The following is a 25,839-nucleotide window of genomic DNA, read 5'->3' as shown; positions in this document are numbered from 1 at the left end:
GAGAAAACCTTAATTTAAGATTTTGAGAAATCTCTGTTTTCTTTAACCAATGCGTATCTCTGAGGGTAATCAACATCACCTTCGACAGGATTTTTATTTAAACCCAAGAAAGCGTATTACCCTTGCGAATCAGATTTGCTTCCCCTCTACCCTAACCAAAACCGGAGTTAAAAAAACTGTAGCCTGAGTCCCTTTTACAGTGCCATTGAGATTTTTATCTCCGTCCACAGAGCAATCTATTTTCTTACCGCTTCGGGTAACATAGCAGTAAGTTCCAATCAACCGACTGCCACGTTGTTCAATTTTTAGGCTTAAGGTTGAATACAATGTACCATCATTCTTTTTCTGGTCGCCGGCCCATTCACCCGAAAAAAGATCTGAAGTATTCAGACTGCATGAATATAATGATAAAACAAGAGAAAACTTAAACAGTATTTTTTCATATTAGTTTATAGATTTTTCGCATGTTAAATCAAGGAAGCCACTTAAACGACATTACTATAAAATCATTGAAGTACAATTCTTATCGACAGAACTTAGTAAGTTAATCTGGATGAAGCGTGCACAACTTAATCAGGTGAAATACCTTCATGCGTCTCAGTCAACCTTCCTTTTTCTACCCAACCTGTAATTTGATCGCCATCACGCGAGAGATACATAACACTATAGAAACTTTTGTATTCAACATAGGCGTATAATCTGTCCCCCGGAATGATAAAAACGCCTTTAAGCGCGCATTTTTTATTTGGTGCAGAATAAAACTGCAACCGCCCAACGCCGCTCACTTTGAAAACATTATCATTGTTATTTAAAATTACGCCTTTAGCACTTGCAAGCTTATCAAGGTCCGCACAAAAATCATTTGCTAAAACATTACATGGCAGTACCAAAACAGCAATCATTAATATCTTAATCATACTTACCCTAAGCTTTAACAACACTCACTCATTAATACAATTAATTTACACCAAAGAATTTTTCGATCAAAATCAACCAAAGCTAAAATGGATGAAGATGGATAAAATGGACAAGAACTTGATTAAAGCATCTCAATAAAGTAAATTAATTATTAAATAACTTTAAGACGAAAAAATATATTGCCATTTAGTTAATTATTACATAAGAGGCCTTCAATGGAGGGTTTACTTGTCAATACGGCTTATCTTTGACAATTACTTTCCCTCTTAAAAAATCATATTAGTTCATTGAATGGTAGTAATAGTAACGTTACTAAGGCAAATGGGTGTTTTCTGATTAAATGAAAAGGTGATCTCATGTTTATCCATATCAGAAAAACTCGTATAGCCAGTTGTCTCGTTTTCAGAATCGCCACGCGGGTAATTTGATAACTTCGCATCATGATAGTGCTTCTTGACATCACTGAGCGTGAAGCACTTTCCATTAAGTGAGAAACGCAGAAAAGGTGCCATACCTCCCGACGTTTTACTCAGACGCAATTCAATATCGGTTATCGTCGATGCATCTTCAAGCTTTACTTTTTCTCGAACCTGATAAAAATTGATATATTCATTCTGATTTATTAATTTGAACGCTAGCGGCGCACTATTAACATCATCTACAGAGAGGTTTTTTACTACAGGATTCATCTGCGAGATAAAATCCCATATATCTATTGCTTGTACCCTGGCATCAGCTACTCCACTTATCAAAACACTTAACAGTAACACTATTGCTCTAATATTGTGCTGACGATTTATTTTGTTGCAGTTAATATAAAGACATTGCACACTATTTTTTTGGGGTGACATTTTCGATATTATCATAGCATCTCCAATATCTTGATCAAGAAAAGAATAAAAAATTGGTAGCGAACTTAATAGCCCGCTACCAAAAAAAAGCACCTTAGCCGCCTGATTTATTTCTGTATGAAGCATCACACATTTTTTAGTTATCAGTGTTAAGGGTCATCATAACATGACTGATTTTTTCATGTTCAAGCTGAAAAGAGATGCGCTTATTATTAGCATCATAATATAGCCAATGTTGATTATCACTGTCAGCCGTTGTACCTTGACCATACTTGCTGACCAGCGCATTCTGCGTGTCGCCGATCTTGATGCCCCTGGCTGTTTCAATCGCGGGAGTGTTAATACTTATCTGCGCAATAAGGTAGCTGTCAATGTCGCGCTTTTCTTGTTGCCAGAATAGATTCGCAGTATAGATTTCAAAACCGTCAAATTGATGCTGGTAGTACTTATAGCTCATGTCTCCAGCAGGCACATCGCCAACAAAATTTTCACTGATCTGGTCGCCCGCCTGCTTCTGAATTTCACCGCTCCAAACGTCACCCAAAGCTAAAAAATGATGATTAATTATCACACGAAAGTCAGAAGTTTTTAGTTCAGTACTGGAACCATCAGCTATTACACCATGAGCATAAAAAGAAACAATAACTGCCAGCAGCATACCCAGGAGAAAATTAACTTTATTGTTAAGGCATGCCATTTAAAAAACCCCATTCAATAAGACGTGCAAACATCGTGTGTGACAGTGCGAAAACATAAAGCACTATCACACACGAATTTCATTACTCGGAAATGTTCTCCCACTTTCCGTTTTCTGATAGTACTATTTTGCTATTAACAACAACCGTAAGATTACTAATAACATTGTTAATAATATAGGTTGCATCATGATTGCGAAATTTATAGCTCAGAACCGGGCAGGAAGCTTCACCACAATCACTTTTCATGGCTTTTCCTTTTAATCTGACAACCGCCCCATCTGATTTCCTTACACCCTCATAACTGACGTCATTACACTCCGAACCAGCAGCACAGAGCGACGTTATCTTAATTTTAAACTTCTGCGTCTCAAAAACTTTCTCGCTATTGCTTTGTGTTTCTTTTGGACTTTTAGCGGGAGTAGCTGACTGTTCTTTATCAAAACGTTTTGCCCAAAGTGCAATATCTTCCTGCATTTTATTATTTTGACGATCATTACTTACATAACGTATTTCATTATCTTCAGGCAGCATCCATGCAGCGTAGACTTTACCGTCTGGCTGTATAACAAATGCTGATGCCTGCTCAAGATAAAGATCCTTTAACCAGCCCTCGACAAATATACCACCACTCGCTGTTTTGTGAGGTTCGCCAAAAACATCAAAATTCTGGATAAAGTTATTGTACTCACTACCTAGAACAGATTTTAAACTGGAAACGACATTCTGGTCATTAAAAATAGTTGAAACATTGCTCAGACTATTATACTGAGAATAAGTCGACTGGGTATCCGATGCAGTTGCAACACTTACTGAGCCACTTGTAAAAACAACCAAAAAAATTAACTTAATAAATAAATTCATTTTATTCACCTGAAAACTTTAAAAACTCAGCAGCTTCATTACTATAGCGCTTGGTCAAGCCGGTAGAATAATGTTCCCACCAGTTATAAGAAACACCATTTTTCACCGTAGTAGTTGAACCATATATTGACTTGTCATAATTCAACCTGGCGCTGACAAGGTCATTTTGGAATTCAGAAGAACCCATTTTTTCAACATAGTCAATTGATTTTTCAGTCAGTTGTGAAGACTTGACGATGTCATCACCACTCATCGAATTGAGTATAGCCTGAGCTCCCCCCACTCCTCTCATATGCGCTAATGACATAACAGCGGCTTGTTTCCCTGGGTCACTAAAATTAAGCGCTCCGGCTTTTTGAGCTGTCTGGTTCATATATTTTGACACCACCTCAAATTCTTCATCACTCCCCTGTCCATACTTCTTCCTGGCGGCAGCGATATCTTTATATGCAGGCCCAAATCCTTTTCTGAAACCGTACATTTCCGGAACACCGCCCTGTTCACCACCTGCTCCTTCTGACTTCATTATTGACCGGACAACACTATCATCGAGCTTCTTCGTATCACCAGAATTAGCGCTTTGTTTTAACGGCGCAGCAGGCGCGGCCTGCCCCTTTTGTTTTGGGGGGAAAAGATTCACAACGGCCTGATTGATGTTGCCTTTGTGGCCAGCACCAGGTGCACCCGTACCCGGCTGCGCACCGGACGTATTTAAATTGAGTTTTCCGCCTGATGTAGTGATGTGTCCATCACCGTTCACAAACAGATTGAAGCCCTTACCGACAATATTAATATGACCATTAGCATTGAGTTCGATAGCACTTTCGCCACATTCAAGCCGTAACTTAGTACCTGAGCCCAGTACATAGGTATCAACAACATTGTCGATTTTCCCTTGTCCCGTTAAACGCTCTTCCCCACCTTTCACGCCATGTACACGGTTGGTTTCAACGCGATAGAGTTCGTTACCGCCTGCATAGTGGCTGTGGTTGTTGGCAACGGAATGGCTGGAATCATTTTTAACATGCGTATCCATGTTCTTCTGCGCCTGGATCCACAAATGCTCCTCGCCCGCCTTATCCTCAAAGCGTAATGCGTTCGCGGTATCCGCAGTGCCGTCTTTCGAGCGACTCAAAAAGCCCATTTGTGTGGCGGCAGCCGGTAGTGCCCATGGCGGCATACTGGCTTCGTTGTAAACACGGCCAATGATCAACGGACGGTCCGGATCGCCGTTGATGAAGTCCACTACAACCTCATCGTTGACGCGCGGGATCTGTACCCCGCCGAAGCCCTGGCCTGCCCAGGCGCTTGACACCCGCACCCAGCACGAACTCGTGTCGTCCCCTTTCGCCAGACGGTCCCAGTGGAACTTTACCTTCACCCGGCCGTATTTGTCCGTCCAGATGCTCTCGCCTTTCGGCCCCACCACCTTCGCCGTCTGCGGGCCGTGCGTCTTCGGCCACGGCGTGTCCGGCTTCGCACGGTACGTCACCGCTGCCGGCAGCACCGTGAAGTCGATGTTGTGCCGCGTGGCACCCACGTCGCCGCTGGCGTAGCTGTTCTCTTCAAAGTCGTAGTGCGCCGACGTCACCAGGTATTTGCCGTTGTCGCTGAAGTGCGGCGCGTTCAGCAGCGAAAAAGTGTACCCCGGCGCGATGCCCGTCGCCGTGCCGCTCCCGCTCACCATGTGGTGCTCCACCTGCCACACCTCCTGGCGGATGCGCGCGTAGTACTCGCCGTGACCGTGCTCCACGAAGCGACCCGGCCAGTCGTACACGTCCACCGAACCCGGGGTCGGCGACACCGGGTTCTGCCGCGCCTGCAGCATCCACGCGTTCGGCTTGCGGAAGTCGTAGTCGTCCGTGCTGTACATCCCCGGCGTCACGCTTTCCGACAGCGCCCACTGGCTCACGCCCTCTTCCGTCACGCTGCCGCCCGACGGCGTCACGTGGTAGGCTATCGTTTCGTAGCCCGGGAACGCCTGATGCTGGTCCGGCGCGTCGCACAGCACCAGCGTGTGCTTGTCCGCCTCGTGACGGAAGAAGTAGTACATCCCCTCCAGCTCCATCAGCCGGCTGATAAAGTCGAAGCTGCTCTCCTGATACTGCACGCAGTATTCCCACACCCGGTAGCTTCCCGCCAGCCGCGTCTCCACGTTTACCCCGTACTCCTTCAGCAGCGTCTGCACGATCTGCGGCACCGTCTGGCTCTGGAAGATGCGCAGGTTGCGGTCGCGCTTCATCGGCCACAGATCCGACTCCACCGTCAGCCCGTACACCGCGTAACGCACGCCGCCCAGCTCCTCGCTGCGCACGCCTATCTGAGTAATTTTTCCGTTAATGTAGCGCGGGTTCACCGCGCTCATCAGGCCGTCCGTCGGCAGCGTGAACGTGACCGGCTTGCCCAGCAGCGACTGGCGGTCAATGCGCGCGTCGGTGGAGAGCAGCTCCGCTTGCAGCACGAACGACTGGGACAGCGCTTCGCTGCCGCTCAGACGTCGGAACAGCAGTCCTTGTGCGGGTAACTGGACTGTAATGCGTGAAAACATAAAATTCATCCCTGTCAGAAAAGGGTTGGTAAAAAGGGGTACGCGTTAAGGCGCAAGCATCAATACTTTGAACTTTATCAGAGCAATATGCATTTAACCACGTTGATTAATCTTATTACAGTATTCAAAAAAACTCTCAAAATGACCAATGCAACGAAACATATCATCATTATTTTAATGTTCGTTATAAATACATGAAACACATTTATTTAATGAGGGGCTTTAATTACAACCACAAACTTTCCAACTTACTTCACTGCCATCACCAAAAGCTGGCACAAAACTCCAATTAACTATTGAGAAATAATGAACCCAAAGACTGCATACACATCATTCATCCCTGACCTCAAAGCATAACGATACAGCAAAGCAAGATCATTTCGTTACCTTGATATTTTTAACTTCCCTATCCGAGTACTTCCCCCAACTCTTTCGAATATCTGCAGCCAAATTCATTAAATATTCAAAGTTTTCTTTTTCTAAAATATCATTTTCATTCAGAGTAATTTTTTTGCTTATATCAAAATGTGAATTAGGGTTAAAATTGGGAAAAAGAACACCGATATACCATCCCTCTCCCACTTGCAAAAGAATGAAATCACCAGCGTGGGACTTAATAACTTTTGCCTCAATCACAAGTCAATCCTTTTTTATAAAAACCAAACATACTCACACTCGATATCAAAGTGGGATTCAAGCTTTAATGTCAAAGGGATTTAATTAAAAATAGCACAGGCATGGCTATTTATTAATCACACTTCCATCAAACCAATAACATTTACACCTTTAAGCTCAGGCTTCAAATTAAACAAGGTTATTATATCAACAACAATAAATAGCACCATTGAAAGTCACCACTTTAAAATAAGTGGTTTATCATACAGAGCAATACGCTGTGGATTTTTAGCATCATATTTAATTGTCGTACCATTGCCTGGTTTAAAGCGTTCAATTTTTTCAACAGTTAACGGCAGTAAAATGCTGGCCTCAAACTCTTTATTTTCTATTGTTCTGAATTTGAGAAAGATTTTAAAAACAGGCTTGCCACCGCTCCACACCGTGGTCTGCTGGGTAGCAATAATATCGGCATTTACTGCAATCCCGTTCTTCATAACATAACTTTGTAAAAAACCACTTTTTATCAGAGGCCAGGCATATTCAATCACATTTCTTGCTACGAGGAACATAACAACAATGCTAAACGCGATACCAAAGCACAGCCATGCACTATCAGAAAAACTCATAACAGCCTCAGAATGTGTGTCTATACTTCAGAATAGTCACTTTACGTATCAACGTGAGCTTATTTTATTAACACTTCCCTAATCCCATTCAAAATTAACCACCGCCATTTTAGGAGGATCATCATGACTGTATTTTACGGAAATCTTAATCTCTCCTTTTATTTTATGTATTTGACTAGGGTTCACGGCACACATGGCACCATATACTTTATTAACACCATTTATAGTGGCATTGAAATTAAAAGTATAAAAAAAATCCTCACCGTACTTTACATCATTTTGACACCAACTTAATGCAGTTACGCTGATAACGTCCCCCGACCAGTTTTCACGAGTAATCCAATCTTTGATACCTTTTAATTGTGATTTATTAGGCTTTAACATAGACATGAAAATACCGACTGCGCAAAGAGTAATGATAATACCAATTAAAAAAGGCACTTCAGTTAAAAAATTCATATCTCAAACCTGATTAGTTCATATGATATAACTATAATCGGAATGTAAGTTAACCACCAACGCGGGGTAATTAAATTTAATGTAATGAATTTACGACTAAGAAATAACATAACCATAAATAAAAATTAGTTTAAATTAATTTTTGTCCGCAGTCAGACCAAGATTTAAAGTATTGACAATTATCAACCCTCAACCTTATTCGTTAATCTTTATTGGTCTTCCACTTTCATCCCTGACAAATAAGACACTATTTCCTTTTGAATCGAACTTACCATTATAGATGTTTCCAACCTGATATATATCAAGTGCAATCAGCAACACTGTTTCTTCATGTTTCTCGACTAACCAACTTTTTCTATGCGAGTCTGTTACTCTCAGACTCATTTCTACTACTGGATTATTGTTCAGTAAAATCCCGTTTTGTTTCATTGATAATATCGTTATTTCTACATCACTCCCTTTCTCGATAATATCGCTTTCACGTTGATGAGATTTTTTTACTATTTTATTGGCAATATAGTAGCTTATAAATATTATAAAAAACGTTAAGAAAAAGTTAATAACACTCAATGTAGACATACAATCCTTTAGGTGTTTTAAAAATTAGCGCTGCTCATTTTTTCATTTAAAACCACCAACATGGGTTATGCAGACATTTCAACCTCTGTTGGATTTTATTTAGGCCTGTAATATAATCAGTCACAATAAACATCTCCCCACGTCAATTTTATATTTACCTTCGTTAAAAATGACTTTCAAAAAACAAGAGGAGTTTTCACAGTTATAAAGTGTAAAGCCCTATGAATTTATCACAACTTTCATGGTATTTCTCCTCTTGGTACGCATCCCATTTATCCTGAATCCTTCAGCAACGTCTGCACGATCTATGGCACCGTAAGGCTCTTGAAGATGCGTAGATGAAGGTCGTGCTTCATCCGCCACAGGTCCTACTCCAGCGTAAACCCGTAAATGGTTAAACTTACAACCTTCAACGCCTGACTGCGTAGGACTATCTGTGTGATTTTGTCGGTGATTTAGCACGTGTTCACCACACGCAGCAGGCCATCTAACGGCAGCGTAAAGATGATCGGCTTGCCTGGCAGCGACTGCCGGTCAATACGCGCATGCATAGTAATCAGCCCCGCCTCTAGCACTAACAGTATTTCGCTTACGCTCACACTTTGTAACATCAGCCCTTATGCGGGAGTTGTGCAGTAATATGTGAAGACATAAATTCATCCCTGTAAGAGCAGAGGAAGTTAAAGACATAGAGCGTTAAGGCGCAAGCATCAATACTTTGAACTGGCTGGGAACAATACGCATGCCGATCACATTCGTTGAATTTTGCAGACTCATGCTCGTCAGCCGCGTTGCCGGCGTGCCTTTCAATAACACCGTGAATGAACCGGTAAGATGACGCGAGGGTCCCATGACCGTTCCCGATGCCACACCGGTTGCGACGCCTGGGTTATCGCCGTTAGTAAGTGGCGTTACAGTTGCCATATTATGCGCGGGCATTCCCATAAATAGTATATTTAGCGCATTTGGGATTGCCGTTGGCCCCAACGCGATATCTGGATAGGGAACAGGCACCGGTGCGGGCGTCGGCGTCAGGCACACATCCGGGAAAGCCAGATCCACACCAAAAAGCTGACAATTTGCAAACATGTTTACTCCTTAACCCATATGAATCTGTTCGGAATCCACTTTGGTTATCGCTTTCGAGGTGATTACCGTATTGTGAGCATGCAAACGTGCGTAATCTTCCGCTTTCATATCAAGTTGCCCAGCACGAACTTGTTCGGTGTTGTGTGTGGTACGCAGCAGGTTATGGCTAATCTGGGTGATGGTCTGCCATACGGATTCTGCTCGTTTTCCAACGATGCGTGAAAGACTGATCCATGCCGACAGCTTGTCACCACTGTAATTCATCTCGTTGATATGGCAATCACCCTGTTCAGCGCTAACGCGCAGAGCGGCACTGCTTAAACTCAGCTCACCCACACTGTTGATATGCAAATCGCCAGGTATGCTGAGTTCCGCCTTTTGCGGATCGGCACGCTCCAGCACAGCCAGTAGCCAGATCTGATTTTCGACACTGGTGATTAAAACTGTGTCACCGGTTTGCGGCACAATCACGCAACTTGCAGCACGGCGACAATGCCAGCCTCGGCCTTCACACTCAACAGTCAGGCTGCCATCGGCGAAGCTGTGCGTGACAACGCCAGCCGCCTGCACTGGAGGTAAAATGGCTTTTGCCAGCGTATGATTGACACTATTCATTTCTTGATCTCCTCAACTGCGGCTCTGGCGCTGTGCGCTCCATGCTTCAGCTGCCAGTAATTCTTCATCAAATTCAATAATGCCCTGACGACCAGAGAATTGCGCATTCTCCTGGCGCGCCCGATGCATGCGCGTTCGGGAAAAGGTAGCACCGCGTAAATCTGCCTTGCATATATCTGCGCCGGTAAAATCGCTGTACGTCAAATCGCAACGAATGAATAACGCCTGAGAGGCCTTTACCTGCTGCAGGATGCTTTGGAAAAAACGGCTGCCCGTAAAATCTGTATGCTCCATGATTGCACCGACAAAAATAGCCTGATCGAAAAGGCTCCCTTTGCACTGTGCTCCAGTGAGGTCTGCTTCCATGAACAGTGCCTGGCTGGCGTTCACCTGATTGAGCTGAGCGCCTTTAAGCGAAGCGCCTTTAAAATTACATTGTGAAAGTTGAGCACCATTGAATTGCACTGCATCCATGACACAGTCAGTAAACTGACAACCTGTAAAACGCAGATGATCGTAATTCTTACCGCGATGATCACAGTTAAAAAAGACAGTACGGTCAAAATCCCCGGGATTTAGGAAGGTCTGACGTAAATCAATGTTGTAAAACGTAGTAAGCAGACTTTTGCAACCCTCAAAGTGTGCCTCGTCCAGCGCCGATTCAAAAAATACGCAACGATCAAACTGCACGCTTTTAAACTGACTGTGCGTAAGTGGGCATTTAATAAACTGCAAGCGGAGCAGCGCGCTACGCGCAAAATTGCAATGCGTAAGCGCACACTGGTTAAATACAGTGTCGTTTAGGCTTGTCTGCTCTGCAATCATCCCCGACATTTCGCATTGGTTAAAGGCAGACTGCTCAATTTTTGCATGCCGAAAATCGGTCTGACCGAGCTGACATTCAGTGAAAACTGTTTCTTTCAAATTGGCACCCTGCAGATTTGCCCCTGTTAAGGACACTTCCTGAAAAATACCCCCGGAAAGATCATATCCCTGCAGATCAACACCATCCAGATTCAGCTCGCTGATGACTTCGCCTTGTTTGATTCGCCGATGAAGCTCCGTTGCAGTAAGCGCGGTCATACAATTTCTCCATCTCGCTTTGGCAACGTTTTAATTCTTTTTGTAAAGGCGCCGTCAAGCTTCGTGGTTTCACTGGTGAACGCCTGTGAGAGATCGGCGCGAAAAAGGTTAGTGCCCCGGAAACATGCCCCACCCAACTGGCTTTTCTGTAACAACGCGCCCATTAAATTGGCATCCGTGAAGTTCGCGTCACGAAAATCCGTACGCACAAACAGGCTGCTCATTAGGTTTGCTTGCTGGAAATTAGCGCCTTTACAGCTTGCCTCGCTTAAATCACTGTTCTCCACTTTTGCCAACATGAATACGGCAGCATCAAGTGGTATCCCACGCAGATTACTTTGTCGAAGCGTTGCATGGGTAAAATCCGCGCCGCTGAGCGTACTACCTGACGTCACCGCGCAGGTGGACAAGGTGGTGCCAGTGAAACTTGCTCCACTTGCCTCTGTATCAACCCATGAGCAGCTCTCTAAGTCGGCGCGGTCAAAAACAACCTGCACAAGCTTGGATTTAAGAAATGTTGTTTTAGTAAGTTTGGCCTCTGTAAAATCAAGACCCGGTAAATCGAGTTCCATGAACACACATGACTGAAGGTTGGCGCACTGAAAGCGGCATTGTGTAAACCAGGTTTCCCTGAACAGTAATTCGCTGAACATTGCTTCATTGAACGTGCAGTTATCAAATAACGTCTCTTGTAGCTGCGTTTCTTTGAAGTAAGCACCTGAAAAATCGCTTTGGCAGCACTGAGCTAAAGCAAAACTTGCATTCTCAAAATTACACTTGCGTAGCGAACTGTGGTGAAGTTCGGTTCGCGCCAGCATCGCACTCTGAAAATTGGCACCGTCCAGTTGGCAATGGCTTAAATCAGCACATTCCAGCAGCGTCTTACTAAAGTCGGCTCCGCGAAGATCCATACCAGAAAAGTCAGCACCGGTAAGATCCATACCGCTAAAGTTGCCGCCCTGTGCCAGCGTTCGTTCCGCGCGTTGACGAATTATCAGTGCCAGATCGCCTTTCAGACGCAGCGCTGGTGGCTGGCTTTTAACAGACATGAGATACATTTGATGGAGAGCATCACGCATCTGTGTCAGCGTCTTCTCACTCAGGCTATCCTTATTGCGCTGCAGCATTTCTTGCATACGGAACAGTGTTTCCGGACCGCGTGGCTGATGCTCGTCACTTTCGCTTTGCGGATAACGGGCCTCAATCTCGCGCTTACGTTGTTCTGCCTGCGCCTTCATTTCCTCAGCCTGCCGCTCCATTTTTTCGATAAATTCCGGAAGATCTTCCAGTTTAGGTAGCTCAGGCTCATCGGGTTCCTTGAGCAAGTCACCCACGTCACCGCCGGATACCTCAAGACGTGCACGATGCTGCTCACGGAGATGTTTTGCCCGCATCTGCATGTTATCCCGCATCGGACTGTGGGTTTGCTCGACCTGATTATCAATCCAGGGCCCGATGGTCTCATCAGGGATAAGATCTTTTTCGCGAAATGAAAACAGCGCGCCTTTTTCTTTATCCAGGCGTTGCGTGAGCACCTTACGATAGTGATTAACTGAGCGTGGTGCCCCCCGTTTTTCCAACGCGGGCATCAACTGCAAGACATCTGCCGCGTCATCTTCATTGATGCGCGTGTTCCCTTGCCATAACAGAACCATTTGCTCCAGATGAGGAAAGAACCATACCGTGGTTGCGCGCAGTGCAATTTCCTCAAACAGTGTTTCATCTTCGCGCTGACGATTAATAAAGCAGCGTGCCTGCCAGGGAGGAAGTTTGCCCTCCTGCATCGGCTTTTGCGGATGCATATTCCAGATTCGCCAGGCAGCTTGCTCAGGTAAGGTATCGCGATCTGCCCACCATTGATCAGGACTGGCAGCATTAAAGACTTTCCAGTCGATATCGCGCGCAAAACCGGGAAAATCATTTTGTAACCAACTAGAATCGTATTTTTTTCCCATACGACTAAAACGTCGTGGCCAGCTAATATCCAGCGGACCAAACCCCGCAGGCTCAGGCTTTTGTTTAGGCTGCGTAAGACGTCCGCTCATCGCTTCGATGTTAGGTAAGCGGACGAACTCATGGCCCTGATGCACCTCGGGGTGAATGCCAATTCCATAAGGATTGTCATCATGGCCTTCACCGCCAAAAGCGCGACTCCAGTCAAGCCGCATCTGTTCAAAAGGCTGAGGCGCTGTGATGTTATTTCCAACCCAGTAGCGATCGCCAAATACCGCCAGCGACTTGCTTAGCGTATCGACTTCAATCTTTGCCACACAGGCGGTTTTGTCGCTTTGATGATGCGTGTAGGCATGGCCGGTCGCCAGAAATTCGGCGCACACTTTTGGCATGGCTAAATCGAGAACGCCGCCGCTGGTCTGTAACTCGCTGGCAGCCAGTTGCCAAAGCTCCATTTCCGGGCGGAGCTTCGGGTTATCACTCATATCGGCTAACGCCAGCACGGTGACGCCAAGATGGTTTTTACCCTGCCAGCGAAAAGGGCGATTAAGTACGCTCAGGCGGAGAGGTTTAATAATTTTCATGCCTGGGCCTCGTTATGAATAACATATTAAAAAGTACCAAACCTAATACTGGTTGGTAACAAATAAGATGGTGAAATCTCGGTTGCGATTAAATTCAATTAATGAATCAAATCAGGTTTTAAAAAAATAACTTATTAAAACTCGAAGACTATTCTAAGTTAAAAAGAGAGTAGCCCTACAACTCTCTTCTCACTATCCAGGCGATTTGAGGTCACTTTCTTAAATCAAGAGGGTTAGGAATATCCACAATGATTTTTTTAGGATCCCCCTTATAATATCTAATTTTAACTTTAGAACCAGGCTGGTACTTATTCACATCCATGGAATTTATGACGGAATCCTTTTTAATTGTTATATCCTCACCATTTTCAGCCCTAAACTCTAACGTTAATGTAACATTGATAAACCCTGAATTCCCTCCTGATCGACCGTAAGCATTAGTTATTACAGCTTGAGTATCAACGCCGTTAGTAAGAATGTTTTCTTTTTCTTTTTTATTTCTAATGTCGCGAATAAGCATTGATGAAATAATATAAACAAAAATAGCAAACCCAGAAATTGCAATAATATTTGCAAAAATTCTCATAACTTCCTCTCAGATAAACATAAATGCGGCCGCAGCCCGTAAACTCAAAGCCAAAGAATCAAACTCCACTCCAGCCACACGTGTTTTCATACCATTGTCGAAATGTAAGGTAACTGGGTTATTTTCTAATTTTACACCTGTCAAACCAAAGCTTAAGGGTGTAAATGACATACTCAAGCCTTTGAAATCAGTACCTTGAACAGCAACACCCAATGAAATACCAATATAACTCTCCTGATGTCCATGGGCATTAGTCACCCAATATGGCGCATCAATATTTACTTCTGTATCACTATGAATGGTGATTTTATTAGGTGATGTAATTAGAGTTTCGCCACCCAACACTTTCTGAGTCCAACCACCAGAATTAACTGTAAAATCTACTCCGCCTGCTTTGATCTTTTTAATATAGCCGCCATCGAGGACGGTTAAATTATCTCCACCGCGAATTTTGGTTATACGCCCGCCAGTTATGTCAATTTCGTCGCCTTTATTTTTAATATTTAACTTTCGACCATTGATGACAGTAACATCCTCACCATCTTTAAATGTTTTTATTTCCGCGCCATCAACGAAGGTAGTCCGCTTCTGTTTATAATGAAAAGTCGCATCACCTGTTACTTCGTCACTCTGCTCTTTGCCAATAGTGGTAGTCCGGGATCCATCAATGGCAACGGTCTTATCATTCTCTACCGAAATATTCATGTCTTTCTCAGCATGCATATTCAGCAGTTCACCGCCCGGCTTGTCTTCAAAGAACAGATAACTGGCATTGGCCTGATGTCCGTCTTTACTCCGTGTCATAAAGCCCATTCGTGTTGCATCGCCGGGCAATTCCCATGGCGGCATACTGGCTTCGTTATAAACACGTCCAGTAATAATTGGCCGATCCGGATCGCCGTTAATAAAGTCCACGACGACCTCATCGCCCACACGTGGGATCTGCACCCCGCCGAAGCCCTGGCCCGCCCAGGCGCTTGACACCCGCACCCAGCACGAACTCGTGTCGTCCCCTTTCGCCAGACGGTCCCAGTGGAACTTCACCTTCACCCGGCCGTATTTGTCCGTCCAGATGCTCTCGCCTTTCGGCCCCACCACCTTCGCCGTCTGCGGGCCGTGCGTCTTCGGCCACGGCGTGTCCGGCTTCGCACGGTACGTCACCGCCGCCGGCAGCACCGTGAAGTCGATGTTGTGCCGCGTGGCACCCACGTCGCCGCTGGCGTAGCTGTTCTCTTCAAAGTCGTAGTGCGCCGACGTCACCAGGTATTTGCCGTTGTCGCTGAAGTGCGGCGCGTTCAGCAGCGAAAAAGTGTACCCCGGCGCGATGCCCGTCGCCGTGCCGCTCCCGCTCACCATGTGGTGCTCCACCTGCCACACCTCCTGGCGGATGCGCGCGTAGTACTCGCCGTGACCGTGCTCCACGAAGCGACCCGGCCAGTCGTACACGTCCACCGAACCCGGGGTCGGCGACACCGGGTTCTGCCGCGCCTGCAGCATCCACGCGTTCGGCTTGCGGAAGTCGTAGTCGTCCGTGCTGTACATCCCCGGCGTCACGCTTTCCGACAGCGCCCACTGGCTCACGCCCTCTTCCGTCACGCTGCCGCCCGACGGCGTCACGTGGTAGGCTATCGTTTCGTAGCCCGGGAACGCCTGATGCTGGTCCGGCGCGTCGCACAGCACCAGCGTGTGCTTGTCCGCCTCGTGACGGAAGAAGTAGTACATCCCCTCCAGCTCCATCAGCCGGCTGATAAAGTCGAAGCTGCTCTCCTGATACTGCACGCAGTATTCCCACACCCGGTAGCTTCCCGCCAGCCGCGTCTCCACGTTTACCCCGTACTCCTTCAGCAGCGTCTGCACAATCTGCGGCACCGTCTGGCTCTGAAAGATGCGCAGGTTGCGGTCGCGCTTCATCGGCCACAGATCCGACTCCACCGTCAGCCCGTACACCGCGTAACGCACGCCGCCCAGCTCCTCGCTGCGCACGCCTATCCGGGTGATTTTGCCGTTGATGTAGCGCGGGTTCACCGCGCTCATCAGGCCGTCAGTCGGCAGCGTGAACGTGACCGGCTTGCCCAGCAGCGACTGACGGTCAATGCGCGCGTCGGTGGAGAGCAGCTCCGCTTGCAGCACGAACGACTGGGACAGCGCCTCGCTGCCGCTCAGACGTCGGAACAGCAGCCCTTCCGCGGGAAGTTGTACAGTTATACGTGAGGACATAGACATACCTGTTAACTATGGGGATCAAGTAACCAAACGCCTTCCTGATTAATGGTCAACGTTTGTTCGCGTTCGCCACGCTGGCCTGTCACAGAAAACGTGTAATTGCCGGGTGCCAGCTGCAGTGCCGCAAAACCGTTGGCTGCCGGAACAACCGCCTGCGGTTTACCATTCACCTCAACACGCTCGCCAGGCTGGAGCTTAATATAAACCTGTGCCACGGGTTCAGGCGGTGGCGCAACCGGTTCCTGTGGTTTTTCCGGTTCGGCCTGTGCGGTCTGGGTTTGCGCTGGCGTTGCTACCGGTTGTTCGACCGGAGGCTGAGAGGCCACCGGCGTTGCTGGCGCGGTCTCTGTCTGAGCAACGGTCGCAGGCTCAGCAGCCTCTTTATCGCCACTCGCCATCATCAGACCGACGCAAACCCCCACCAGCACGCCCGCCGCGACCAGGCCAGGCAGTGCAAAGCGGTTACGCATCAGTTTTTTCAGCGGCGTTGCAGGTGCAGCCGCTGTCTCATCCTCTTGCTCTTCCTGAACTGGTACCAGCATGGTGCCCGGCCCGCTGTACTTAACTTCAGGCAGCGGTTCAGGTGCTTTTTCTGGCAGCACCATTGAGGCCGCGAAAGCATCAATGCTCTGCGGACGATCTTCCGGTTTCAGCGCCAGCGCGCGATCAACTGCGGCCAGCAAGGTCTGGCTGTAACCGGCCGGCGCGCGTTGCACCAGAGGTTGATAGTTATCTTCAATACTGCGCACCACACTGACCGGCGGCGGTGCGCCAGTGATTAATGTATGCAGTACGGCGCCCAGGGCGTAAATATCGGTCCACGCGCCCTGCTCGCTTTCATCGTTATCGCTGTATTGTTCTATGGGCGCATAACCCGGACGCAGCATGGTTTCACTTTCATCAGAAAGATTACCGATGGTTTTACGTGCCGAACCAAAGTCCAGTAATACCGGCTCACCGTTGCTCTGGATTTGAATATTATCCAGCGAGATATCACGATGCAGATAGCCCGCATCATGGATCGTCTTGATGGCACCCAACAACGGTGGCAGCAGGCGACGAATCCAGTTTTCATCAATCAGATGAGGATTTCGTTCACGCATGTTAGACAGCGTCGTGCCACTGTAGAACACCGTGCCCATATAGGCCGTATCGTTTTGCACCCAAAAGCGCAGAACGTGTAGCAGGTTGGGATGATTAAAACGGGCCAGCAGACGCGCTTCCTGAATAAAGCTGTTCAGGCCCGCATGGAAGGTTTTACTGAAGCGTTCACTTCGCAATACCAGGTTCAGGTCATCGCTGCGCACGGCCAGCGACGCAGGCATAAACTCTTTAATGGCGATATCGCGCTCCAGCTGGTGGTCCCAGGCACGATAGACAATGCCGAAACCGCCGCCACCGATGACATCTTTTATTTCAAATTCGTTGAACCGGTAACCAATCGGAAGTGCATTGGGTACATTCTGGTGATTATCATTTTCCGACATATTCGAAAGCTCTCTGATAACAAACGGCTTTAGACAGCAAACTGGCAAACAAACTCGCCCTGATCACAGCTGACCTGCACGCGACGATAACGTTCATCACGGGCATGGGCGCTGAGCAGTATCTGGCTCATCTGCGGCAACAGGGTATTTGTCAGGATGGCATCGACCATGCGACCGCCAGACTCGACTTCCGTACAACGCTGCACGATCTGGCTGACCACCGAATCGTCAATAATGGCTTCAATACCGTGGTTCTCTTCCAGACGACGGACAATGCGCCCCAGTTGCAGCTTAACAATCTCTGCCAGCATCTCATCGCTTAATGGATAGTAAGGCACCACCAGCAGACGGCCTAACAGTGCAGGCGGGAACACCTCAAGTAAGGGTTTACGCAGGGCGGTGCTGAGCGCATCAGGATCGGGCATCAGTTCCGGGTCGGCACAGAGCGCACTGATCAGTTGCGTTCCTACGTTAGAGGTAAGGATGATAATGGTATTGCGGAAATCGATATGGCGGCCTTCACCGTCTTCCATCCAGCCCTTATCGAACACCTGGAAGAACAGCTCATGTACGTCTGGATGCGCTTTCTCAATCTCATCCAGCAGCACGACGCTGTAAGGACGACGACGAACGGCCTCCGTCAGCACCCCACCTTCACCATAACCGACATAACCTGGCGGTGCGCCTTTCAGGGTTGAAACGGTGTGCGCTTCCTGGAACTCGCTCATATTGATGGTGATGATGTTTTGCTCACCACCGTAGAGTGACTCGGCCAGCGCCAGCGCGGTCTCGGTTTTGCCCACGCCCGACGGACCACAGAGCATAAAGACACCGACAGGTTTATTGGGATTGTCCAGGCGGGCGCGCGAGGTACGTACGCGTTTGGCAATCAGATCCAGGCCATGCCGCTGACCGATAACGCGCTGGTTCAGCGTGTCCGCCAGGTTAAGCACGGCGTCAATTTCATTTTTCACCATACGGCCCAGCGGGATACCGGTCCAGTCAGAGACCACCGCAGCAACCACGCTGGCGTCAACGGCGGCAAACAGTAACGGCGCTTCACCCTGCACCGCGTGCAGTTTCTGTCGGGTCTCGTCGAGCTGCTCACGCAGGGAGGTTTCCCCTTCCGTGACGCAACGTGCGCGCAGGGCAATCAGCTGTTCGACTAATTCACGCTCCTGCTGCCAGCGCGCGTCCAGCGCATCGCGCTCCGCTTCCAGTGCAGTGCGCTGTGCGGCAATACTGGCCTGACGCGTTTCATCACCCAGCCCCACTTTGGTTTCGCGTTCGGCGATTTCCGCTTCGATTTCCAACGCAGCCAGACGGTGCAGGCAATCTTCCAGCGCGGCAGGCTGTGCCCCCTGGCTGACGGCAACGCGCGCACAGGCGGTATCCAGTAACGCTACGGCTTTATCCGGTAGCTGGCGAGCGGGAATATAACGGTGAGACAGCTTCACGGCGGCGCTCACCGCCTCATCCAGCAACAGTATCTTATGATGTTTTTCCAGCGCGCTGACGGTGCTGCGCAGCATCAGGATCGCTTTCGCTTCATCCGGCTCCTGCACCTGCACGGTCTGAAAACGTCGGGTCAGCGCCGGATCTTTTTCGATGTATTTTTTGTATTCTGCCCAGGTCGTCGCGCCGATGGTGCGCAACTGACCACGTGCCAGCGCCGGTTTTAACAGGTTGGCGGCATCGCCTGTACCCTGCTGCCCACCTGCCCCGACCAACGTGTGAATTTCATCGATAAACAACACAATCGGCGTCGGGCTGGACTGCACTTCATTAATCAGGGCCTGTAAACGCGCTTCGAACTCGCCTTTCATTCCAGCACCGGCCTGCAACATACCGATATCCAGCAGCCACAACTGTACGTCGCGCAGCGGTGCAGGGACATCGCCGGCGGCAATGCGCAGCGCCAGGCCTTCCACCACCGCCGTTTTACCAACACCGGCTTCGCCAGTCAGTAAGGGGTTGTTCTGGCGACGGCGCATCAGGATATCCACCATCTGGCGGATCTCTTCATCGCGGCCCGCGACCGGATCGATTTTTCCGGCGCGCGCGCGGGCGGTCAGGTCTTGCGCATACTGCGCTAAGGTGCTGTCGCCCGCCGCAGGGGGCGCGGCGGCCTCACCGGCTGGCTGCACCAGCGCCTGCTGAACTTCCTTGCTGTTAGCCAGCAAGGTATCAAACTGCTCCAGCAAGGCATCGGCATTCACGCGTAAAAACTGCGCTGAAATGCCCTTCAGAACGCTGGCAAGCGTAAAGGTTTTTAACATTCCAATCAGCAGATGACCGCCACGAATGCGTGTCGCACCGTACTTCAGTGAGGCATAAACCCAGGCGCGCTCAACGGCGCTATCGATGTGTTCTGCGAGATCGGATACTGCTCCAGCACCGCGCGGCAGGCGGTCCAGTGCAGCGACGATATCCCGCGTCAGCGCGTTTTCATCCAGTGAAAAATGCTTAATCACCTGCTGAAGATCGCCATCCTGCTGCTGCATAAGCTGATGCAGCCAGTGCACCAACTCGACGTAGGGGTTGCCACGCAGTTTACAAAAGGCGGTCGCACTCTCAAGCGAGGTAAATAACAGCGTATCCAGTTTGCCGAATAGCACGGCACGGCTGATCTCTGACATATCGGTTCTCTTTATTGAAAGAAGCGGGCTAACTATCGGGGAAAGCGGTTGGGCTATGACGGCATCGCCTCAACCTCAAAGGCAAAATCTTCACGATCAACGGGCTGCGGTTGCTGTCCAAGCCAACTGGTGTAGCCCAGCCGGGCCGTACCGCCAAGGGTGATTCCCTTAACGGCTTCGGCCGCCAGAATCAGGCTGAGATCCCACTGCATCTCAATGCCCAGATAGTGACGTACCCAGTCACACACTTCGCGCGAGCCCTGTGCATGGGGTAAAAAGCGTTCATATTGCTCGGCGCTGAGTGGACCGATACGCAGACGAAAACGATGTTGCACATCACGCACAGCCACACCGAGAAAGGCAGATTCGCCAAGGCGCGGCATATGTCGTCCGGCAGACAGCCGGGCCTGATCGCGGCTGTCCAGTGATAACCACTGCGGCACGTTCTGTTGCAGCATAACCGGCACGGCAAAGTAATGACGCAGAATGCGAACCAGTCCTTCCGCATCGTGACCATGGCGACTGAGATGGCCTGACAGCATAAGACGGGCATGTAAACTCAGCGAACTGGCCTGCTGCTGAGCAGGTAAACCAATGCCCGCCACGCAGGCCAGATAATCCTGGAAGCGGCGATCGTCGCGGCGATCCAGAGAACTGGTGGGCTGTGAATTTGCCCAGGCCCGGTAAAACAGTAGCGTGGCACGATGGTGAAACAGATCGGCGAAGGCGCTCAGGCTGTGATCCTGATGGTGATCGATGCGTCCGCGTACATATTCCGTCAGGTGCGTGGGCAAAGGGCCGTTAGGACCAAACAACCCAAAGCTGTAAATGGAGACGTCGTAGCGTTCGTCCTGCTCACGGGCTTTAACCTGTGACACAGTCGACGGTGCAAAGGCCAGGGATGGCTTTTGTCCAATACGCACGGCTTCAAATTTGGGCAGTGGCGCTTTACCTAAGGCATAACGCTGCCCACTCTGGGCATCCAGCTTGCGTAACAGCTGAAACAGGTCATAGCGCCAGGGCGCGGCCATGACCGCCTGCCAAAAACCATCAGGCAGGCGAACGGCCCGCTGTAAAGGAATAACGTGCGCCGTCTCACTCATAGCAGGGCCTTTTTACCCATGCGCGGTGGCCAGTAGCCCACTTCGCCGCGCTGTTGGCTGCTCAGGGTGAATTCGGTAAAGCTGTTTAGCGCGACAAGGCGAGAAAAGACCCGCTCCAGCACGCTGCCAAACAGCCACGGACTGGCACCTGAAAATGCCTGTTCATCGACTTCAAGCGCAATACTGACGCCGCGCGCAAATACCACCGGCCCCGGTTCAGGCACCCGACGATGCACGGCTTTGAGGTTGCAGTGACGTATACCGTCAATCTGCCGGGTTAACGGCGTTTCCGCCAGGCTGGCATATAAACTCAGCATCTGGCGCAGTGCAGCCGCGCCTTCGCCATCACTGCTGTCCATCAGGCTCAGATAGTTCATCTGCAGGTGGCTAACCAGTCGCCATGCTGACAGCCCTTCGGCCAGCGCCGGGCGCGGCGGCGTCGGGCCTTTGCACAACTTAAGCTGCCCGACCGGGATGGAGTCCGGCATAACAAAGTTGCCCTGCTCCTGCTGCAACAGCATCAACGGCAGATCACGGCTGGTACACATGACTTCAGCCGACAAATAGCGGATGTCACTGTTCCATGGCGTATGGTTTTGATCGACCAACGAGAGAAACACTTCAGAACCGATATAGCCTGTGCGAGTGCCATAGCGCATGGCGTGCTCAGATAATGTGCGCTGCTCACGACGCAGTGAGAAGTAAGCGCCATAATCTCCGCCATCATGGCTGAACGTGCTCCAGAATGGCCGGAAGATCTGCTCCTCGCGCTGCCCTTCCACTGAGGCAAATAAGCGCTTCACCGAATGTATCTCGTAGTCCAGCGGACGAATGTTATCGACCACCAGATGGTATTCATGCTGGCTGTCACTGACCTTAAGCCGTTCGGCCGTTTTGGGGAACAGGTTAATGACCGGTGTGCAATGCAGGGCAAGGTGCGCGCTGTCTACCACGCTTTCCAGTGCCGCATCGGCTTTATCCAACAAGATGACGATGTCGAAAGACTGTGTGGTGTCGCAGCGGCGCAGGAAAGGTGCCAACTGGCGCAGACTGACAAACTGGAAACGAGCCGGAAAGGCGAAATATTCCTGCAACAGGCGATAACCGTCGAAATTGCGCAGATCGTCCGGCAACAATGCCTGTTCGGGTGCGAAGCCTTCCTGTTGCAGGGCATCATCGGGCAAAAACTGACGTTGCGGTTTTGCTTCCACGGACTGCAGGATGATGCCAACACGGTGTTGCATCAGCAGCTCCATCAGTTTCAGCGCCTGAATATCGGGTCCGCTCAGGAAGAACATGATGTCATCCAGGCTCATCTGGCTCAGCGAGGAAATGCCTTCGCAGGTGATGCGGATACGGAGTGCGCTGGAAGCTGCTGTCGATCCGACCGCTTTCAGTTCGCCTAAAGGGATGTCTGCCGGCACGCCGCCTAACGACACATCGCTGATACGCAGGGGCTGGAGCATGACATCGTGTGCGGTGGTGTAGCTACAGGTAACCCCGGTTTTTTTCAGGTTCTGGCTTTCCATCATCGTGCCGCGCGGCACTAAGAAACCGTTGCTGATATCACCTTTACGGCTGTCCGGTGTGAGCTGTGCTATCGCCATTGAGGGTGTCGGTGAAAGATAGCCCGGTGCCACCATTTCCAGCATCCGCTGGGAAAACCGTGGAAACTCGGCATCCATCTTTAACTGTACGCGCGACGTCAGAAAGGCGAAGCCTTCCATCAGCCTTTCGACATAAGGATCGGCAACGTCAATACCGCGCATGCCAAGCCGCCCGGCGACCTTGGGATACTGGGCAGCAAACTCCGCGCCCATCTCGCGCAGATAGGCCAGTTCACGGTTGTAGTAATCGAGCAGCTTACTGTCCATGATTAACCTGCATCCTGTAGTTCAAAATGGCCGCTCTCTAAATCAACCTGAGTGCGGAACAGAAACTCCAGCGGGTACGGCACGCACCATAACCGGCCTTTAATCTCAATCGATAACACGTTGTGCAGACTCAGTGAGGTCAGGTCGCTTACACAGCGGACCTGCAAGCCCTGGGGTAAAATACGTGGCTCAAAATGCAGAATGGCATCGGTCATTTTGCGTTGCATATCCTGCCATTCAATATCCGAAATATTTTGTCCCGCCAGCGGTGCCACGCCAAAGTTCAGGACAGAACGCTGTACCTCAGTCAAACCGGTGAGATCGTGCTGCGCCTCGTTATTAATGGTGTTAAATAACCACTGGAGATCGCGCAGAACATTACGCCGCAGCGTACTGTGAGTAATAATGGAACTGTTGCCGGACTCGTTGGTTTTGTCTGGCGCGTCATCCGTCAGTCGATCCAGCAAGGAGGACTGAAGTTTGTCGCGCGCCGTTAGCGTGTCGCGATTTTTGCGCGCACGATAACCGCCATGCAGCTGCGAATAGCCGTCTCCGGACGAATTGTCATTACGACTCATGAGCTAACTCAGTTTCGTTGAAAATAAGCTGTTGCAGTGTCAGTACAGGATAGTCAGCGTCATCACTGAGCCACATCTTTTGCCCGTGTCCGATAAACTGACCGTCTTCGCTGTCTGAAGCCTGCCACTCGGTGACGCTGGCGCGCAGGAAACGTTCGTCTGCCTTGTCCTGTAAAGGATAACGTACCGGAATCTGGCAGATCTGTTCACTGCCATCCACCAGCTGCAGTCGGGTGTGACGCCAGACCAGATCCGTGACGCTCGCCGGTGCCTGAAACTCCATTTCACGAATGGCAGCGAACGGAATCCAGTAATAACGGCCATTGGCGATGGCTTCACAGACCGGTCCAAAACGACTGTCACCGTCCATTATCCAGGCAAACTGGCTTTCCCCTTCCTGGGTCGTGGCGGTGCCGGCACTCGCCTCTGCACTTTCCAGCGCCTGAGCACGCAGTGCCGTACCGGCGGCCTTGTCGCCTGCAATGTCTGCTTTCAGCGCGGCCAGTAAGACTTCGCACCACGGCCAGGCGCTGCCCGGCAGTTGCGGCTCAGCGTCACCGCGTAAAACCGCTGCACGTAGCTGTTCGCCCTCGATGGCCTGTTGCAGCAGGGTCACGGTCGGCTGTGCCTGCGGCAGCATGGCCAGCCAGGATTTTAACTGCGTCTGTGCCCGGCTCCAGTTACCGGCAAGGCACAGCAGCTGTACAAAAGCCGCGCGTAAATCGACATCCGCGGGATTGGCCTGAATTTGCGCAGTGATGCTGGAGAGGTTTTCAGCCAGAGAAGCGCTAGCCAGTCGCTGTTGTAATGAGTCCATTCAAACTCCTTATGCCTTAGTTGATGGTGCGATAGACGGCTGCGGCCGGATCTTTAAGTTCCGGATGCAGTTTTTCCACCAACTGCACTTTGATTGATGCAGGGCTGCTTAACCAGGGTGACCAGATTTTACGGACTTCCTGCAGACGGGCACGCAAGGCGTTTTCGTCCGCGGCTTCACTGGCGGGCATCTCAACGACAACCTGATTTACCGCCTGCCAGCCATTGAACTGTTGATTGAACGGCAACACCAACCAGCTGTCCGGTGATTTTTCATCACTGAGGACCATGCGCTCACTGTTGACGGTGGTGATGGTCAGCTCATCAACCGGCTGTTTATTATTCAGGCCCGACACCGGGAAACCCTGAAGAAAACTCACAGAAACCGATTTAGACGCGTCCTTACCCATTTGCGTTAGCGTGCTGTGTCCGCTTAACCAGCCATCTTTACCACAGGTTACGCCCTGCTTAGCGGGAACAAAGAGCGCACTGGACTGGGCGGGCTGATGCCACCAGGTGCGGAAATGGCAACCATCCAGCAAGCTGAACTGAAGCCAGGGCGTCGTATCTGCCGCCGGCGAGTTCAGTACCACCGGGGCGGCAGGTGCGGTCTGGGTGACGGGCTGCTGCACGGGCGCCTGCTGCTGCACGGACGGCTGCTGCGCAGCCTGAACCGGTTGCACCGCGGCTGGCGGCGTGACCACAGGTTTCCACTGCTGCGCTTTTGCCGCCGTACCCGCAGACAGCGCGCCGCCGTCAGTATCGGTTAATTGCCAGTGCAACTGCTGTAACGGTTTACATTGTGACGCCATTAACCCGGCGACACGCGGCAGAAAATCATTCAGCACCGACGCCTCTTTGTCACCGTGCGTCACAATGCGCAGATTGACCGTGCTCTTACACCAGCTCGAAAGCTGGTTATCTTTTACATCATCAATCCAGACATCCAGTTTCTGAGTTGGCGACTGCACAATGCGATAGTTCTCTGCAAAGGCATGTGTACTCAACAGCAATGCAGTCAGGCCCACTAATCCATATTTCATGTTGGCGT

At 49.8% G+C, this 25,839-nt stretch carries 23 protein-coding genes; all 23 read right to left on the bottom strand.

What is annotated here, in order from left to right; all coding sequences use genetic code 11:
• Positions 1–569 precede the first annotated feature (569 nt).
• Complete coding sequence (locus QNH99_RS09155; RefSeq protein ID WP_283356167.1) at positions 570–917, bottom strand: hypothetical protein; 348 nt, start codon at positions 915–917, stop codon at positions 570–572.
• Positions 918–1,202: 285 nt separating this feature from the next.
• Positions 1,203–1,895, bottom strand: a complete 693-nt coding sequence (locus QNH99_RS09150) for a hypothetical protein (RefSeq protein WP_410517589.1) — start codon at positions 1,893–1,895, stop codon at positions 1,203–1,205.
• Between the two features lie 10 nt (positions 1,896–1,905).
• Entirely contained in the window at positions 1,906–2,466 is a 561-nt protein-coding gene (locus tag QNH99_RS09145) for a hypothetical protein (protein ID WP_255474448.1), read from the bottom strand.
• 82 nt (positions 2,467–2,548) lie between these two features.
• Complete coding sequence (locus tag QNH99_RS09140) at positions 2,549–3,328, bottom strand: hypothetical protein (RefSeq protein ID WP_145393822.1); 780 nt, start codon at positions 3,326–3,328, stop codon at positions 2,549–2,551.
• Position 3,329: 1 nt separating this feature from the next.
• Positions 3,330–5,876, bottom strand: a complete 2,547-nt coding sequence (locus tag QNH99_RS09135; RefSeq protein WP_410517588.1) for a type VI secretion system Vgr family protein — start codon at positions 5,874–5,876, stop codon at positions 3,330–3,332.
• Between the two features lie 375 nt (positions 5,877–6,251).
• Positions 6,252–6,512, bottom strand: a complete 261-nt coding sequence (locus QNH99_RS09130; protein WP_410517587.1) for a hypothetical protein — start codon at positions 6,510–6,512, stop codon at positions 6,252–6,254.
• Positions 6,513–6,727: 215 nt separating this feature from the next.
• Positions 6,728–7,120, bottom strand: coding sequence for a DUF3592 domain-containing protein (locus QNH99_RS09125; protein ID WP_145395259.1), 393 nt, complete (start codon positions 7,118–7,120; stop codon positions 6,728–6,730).
• Positions 7,121–7,198: 78 nt separating this feature from the next.
• On the bottom strand, positions 7,199–7,579 hold the full coding sequence (locus QNH99_RS09120; protein WP_145395258.1) for a hypothetical protein: 381 nt from the start codon (positions 7,577–7,579) through the stop codon (positions 7,199–7,201).
• Between the two features lie 195 nt (positions 7,580–7,774).
• Positions 7,775–8,158 (bottom strand): hypothetical protein, encoded by a 384-nt coding sequence (locus QNH99_RS09115; protein WP_145395257.1) that lies wholly within the window; start codon positions 8,156–8,158, stop codon positions 7,775–7,777.
• A gap of 455 nt (positions 8,159–8,613) precedes the next feature.
• Entirely contained in the window at positions 8,614–8,769 is a 156-nt protein-coding gene (locus tag QNH99_RS09110; RefSeq protein WP_186440853.1) for a hypothetical protein, read from the bottom strand.
• Positions 8,770–8,854: 85 nt separating this feature from the next.
• Positions 8,855–9,247, bottom strand: a complete 393-nt coding sequence (locus QNH99_RS09105) for a DUF4150 domain-containing protein (protein ID WP_410517586.1) — start codon at positions 9,245–9,247, stop codon at positions 8,855–8,857.
• A 9-nt stretch (positions 9,248–9,256) separates the two neighbouring features.
• Complete coding sequence (locus QNH99_RS09100; protein WP_109718314.1) at positions 9,257–9,862, bottom strand: DUF3540 domain-containing protein; 606 nt, start codon at positions 9,860–9,862, stop codon at positions 9,257–9,259.
• Positions 9,863–9,874: 12 nt separating this feature from the next.
• Positions 9,875–10,945, bottom strand: a complete 1,071-nt coding sequence (locus tag QNH99_RS09095; protein WP_145395256.1) for a pentapeptide repeat-containing protein — start codon at positions 10,943–10,945, stop codon at positions 9,875–9,877.
• Entirely contained in the window at positions 10,942–13,482 is a 2,541-nt protein-coding gene (locus QNH99_RS09090; protein ID WP_145395255.1) for a DUF2169 family type VI secretion system accessory protein, read from the bottom strand. Before QNH99_RS09090 ends, QNH99_RS09095 begins: the two co-directional genes overlap by 4 nt.
• A 211-nt stretch (positions 13,483–13,693) precedes the next feature.
• Complete coding sequence (locus QNH99_RS09085) at positions 13,694–14,068, bottom strand: DUF3592 domain-containing protein (protein WP_145395254.1); 375 nt, start codon at positions 14,066–14,068, stop codon at positions 13,694–13,696.
• A gap of 9 nt (positions 14,069–14,077) precedes the next feature.
• A complete protein-coding gene (locus tag QNH99_RS09080; protein WP_410517585.1) occupies positions 14,078–16,285 on the bottom strand; it encodes a type VI secretion system Vgr family protein in 2,208 nt (735 codons plus the stop codon).
• An 11-nt stretch (positions 16,286–16,296) separates the two neighbouring features.
• The gene (locus QNH99_RS09075) at positions 16,297–17,778 is read right to left on the bottom strand and encodes a serine/threonine protein kinase (RefSeq protein ID WP_410517584.1); all 1,482 of its coding nucleotides are present in this window, start codon (positions 17,776–17,778) and stop codon (positions 16,297–16,299) included.
• 29 nt (positions 17,779–17,807) lie between these two features.
• Positions 17,808–20,417 (bottom strand): type VI secretion system ATPase TssH, encoded by a 2,610-nt coding sequence (gene tssH / locus QNH99_RS09070; RefSeq protein WP_410517583.1) that lies wholly within the window; start codon positions 20,415–20,417, stop codon positions 17,808–17,810.
• A 53-nt stretch (positions 20,418–20,470) separates the two neighbouring features.
• Positions 20,471–21,520: a type VI secretion system baseplate subunit TssG gene (gene tssG / locus QNH99_RS09065; protein WP_096010731.1), complete on the bottom strand. Its 1,050-nt coding sequence runs from the start codon at positions 21,518–21,520 to the stop codon at positions 20,471–20,473.
• The gene (gene tssF / locus QNH99_RS09060; RefSeq protein WP_063880048.1) at positions 21,517–23,394 is read right to left on the bottom strand and encodes a type VI secretion system baseplate subunit TssF; all 1,878 of its coding nucleotides are present in this window, start codon (positions 23,392–23,394) and stop codon (positions 21,517–21,519) included. The genes tssG and tssF overlap by 4 nt, the downstream gene beginning before the upstream one ends.
• 2 nt (positions 23,395–23,396) lie before the next feature.
• Entirely contained in the window at positions 23,397–23,972 is a 576-nt protein-coding gene (gene tssE, locus QNH99_RS09055) for a type VI secretion system baseplate subunit TssE (protein WP_063880049.1), read from the bottom strand.
• Positions 23,962–24,789, bottom strand: a complete 828-nt coding sequence (locus QNH99_RS09050; protein WP_096010732.1) for a type VI secretion system accessory protein TagJ — start codon at positions 24,787–24,789, stop codon at positions 23,962–23,964. The genes tssE and QNH99_RS09050 overlap by 11 nt, the downstream gene beginning before the upstream one ends.
• Before the next feature lie 16 nt (positions 24,790–24,805).
• A complete protein-coding gene (locus QNH99_RS09045) occupies positions 24,806–25,831 on the bottom strand; it encodes a hypothetical protein (protein ID WP_410517582.1) in 1,026 nt (341 codons plus the stop codon).
• Positions 25,832–25,839 lie beyond the last annotated feature (8 nt).

Source organism: Pantoea allii, assembly GCF_046529425.1.
GTDB classification, from domain to species: domain Bacteria; phylum Pseudomonadota; class Gammaproteobacteria; order Enterobacterales; family Enterobacteriaceae; genus Pantoea; species Pantoea allii.
The sequence above is the reverse complement of the archived record's forward strand: the minus strand, read 5'-3'. Positions and strand labels throughout refer to the sequence as shown.

Coding starts and splice junctions, on each gene's coding strand:
- QNH99_RS09155 (WP_283356167.1), bottom strand. CDS start 917: ATGATTAAGATATTAATGATTGCTGTTTTGGTACTGCCATGTAATGTT.
- QNH99_RS09150 (WP_410517589.1), bottom strand. CDS start 1,895: ATGCTTCATACAGAAATAAATCAGGCGGCTAAGGTGCTTTTTTTTGGT.
- QNH99_RS09145 (WP_255474448.1), bottom strand. CDS start 2,466: ATGGCATGCCTTAACAATAAAGTTAATTTTCTCCTGGGTATGCTGCTG.
- QNH99_RS09140 (WP_145393822.1), bottom strand. CDS start 3,328: ATGAATTTATTTATTAAGTTAATTTTTTTGGTTGTTTTTACAAGTGGC.
- QNH99_RS09135 (WP_410517588.1), bottom strand. CDS start 5,876: ATGTTTTCACGCATTACAGTCCAGTTACCCGCACAAGGACTGCTGTTC.
- QNH99_RS09125 (WP_145395259.1), bottom strand. CDS start 7,120: ATGAGTTTTTCTGATAGTGCATGGCTGTGCTTTGGTATCGCGTTTAGC.
- QNH99_RS09120 (WP_145395258.1), bottom strand. CDS start 7,579: ATGAATTTTTTAACTGAAGTGCCTTTTTTAATTGGTATTATCATTACT.
- QNH99_RS09115 (WP_145395257.1), bottom strand. CDS start 8,158: ATGTCTACATTGAGTGTTATTAACTTTTTCTTAACGTTTTTTATAATA.
- QNH99_RS09110 (WP_186440853.1), bottom strand. CDS start 8,769: ATGTTACAAAGTGTGAGCGTAAGCGAAATACTGTTAGTGCTAGAGGCG.
- QNH99_RS09105 (WP_410517586.1), bottom strand. CDS start 9,247: ATGTTTGCAAATTGTCAGCTTTTTGGTGTGGATCTGGCTTTCCCGGAT.
- QNH99_RS09100 (WP_109718314.1), bottom strand. CDS start 9,862: ATGAATAGTGTCAATCATACGCTGGCAAAAGCCATTTTACCTCCAGTG.
- QNH99_RS09095 (WP_145395256.1), bottom strand. CDS start 10,945: ATGACCGCGCTTACTGCAACGGAGCTTCATCGGCGAATCAAACAAGGC.
- QNH99_RS09090 (WP_145395255.1), bottom strand. CDS start 13,482: ATGAAAATTATTAAACCTCTCCGCCTGAGCGTACTTAATCGCCCTTTT.
- QNH99_RS09085 (WP_145395254.1), bottom strand. CDS start 14,068: ATGAGAATTTTTGCAAATATTATTGCAATTTCTGGGTTTGCTATTTTT.
- QNH99_RS09080 (WP_410517585.1), bottom strand. CDS start 16,285: ATGTCCTCACGTATAACTGTACAACTTCCCGCGGAAGGGCTGCTGTTC.
- QNH99_RS09075 (WP_410517584.1), bottom strand. CDS start 17,778: ATGTCGGAAAATGATAATCACCAGAATGTACCCAATGCACTTCCGATT.
- tssH (WP_410517583.1), bottom strand. CDS start 20,417: ATGTCAGAGATCAGCCGTGCCGTGCTATTCGGCAAACTGGATACGCTG.
- tssG (WP_096010731.1), bottom strand. CDS start 21,520: ATGAGTGAGACGGCGCACGTTATTCCTTTACAGCGGGCCGTTCGCCTG.
- tssF (WP_063880048.1), bottom strand. CDS start 23,394: ATGGACAGTAAGCTGCTCGATTACTACAACCGTGAACTGGCCTATCTG.
- tssE (WP_063880049.1), bottom strand. CDS start 23,972: ATGAGTCGTAATGACAATTCGTCCGGAGACGGCTATTCGCAGCTGCAT.
- QNH99_RS09050 (WP_096010732.1), bottom strand. CDS start 24,789: ATGGACTCATTACAACAGCGACTGGCTAGCGCTTCTCTGGCTGAAAAC.
- QNH99_RS09045 (WP_410517582.1), bottom strand. CDS start 25,831: ATGAAATATGGATTAGTGGGCCTGACTGCATTGCTGTTGAGTACACAT.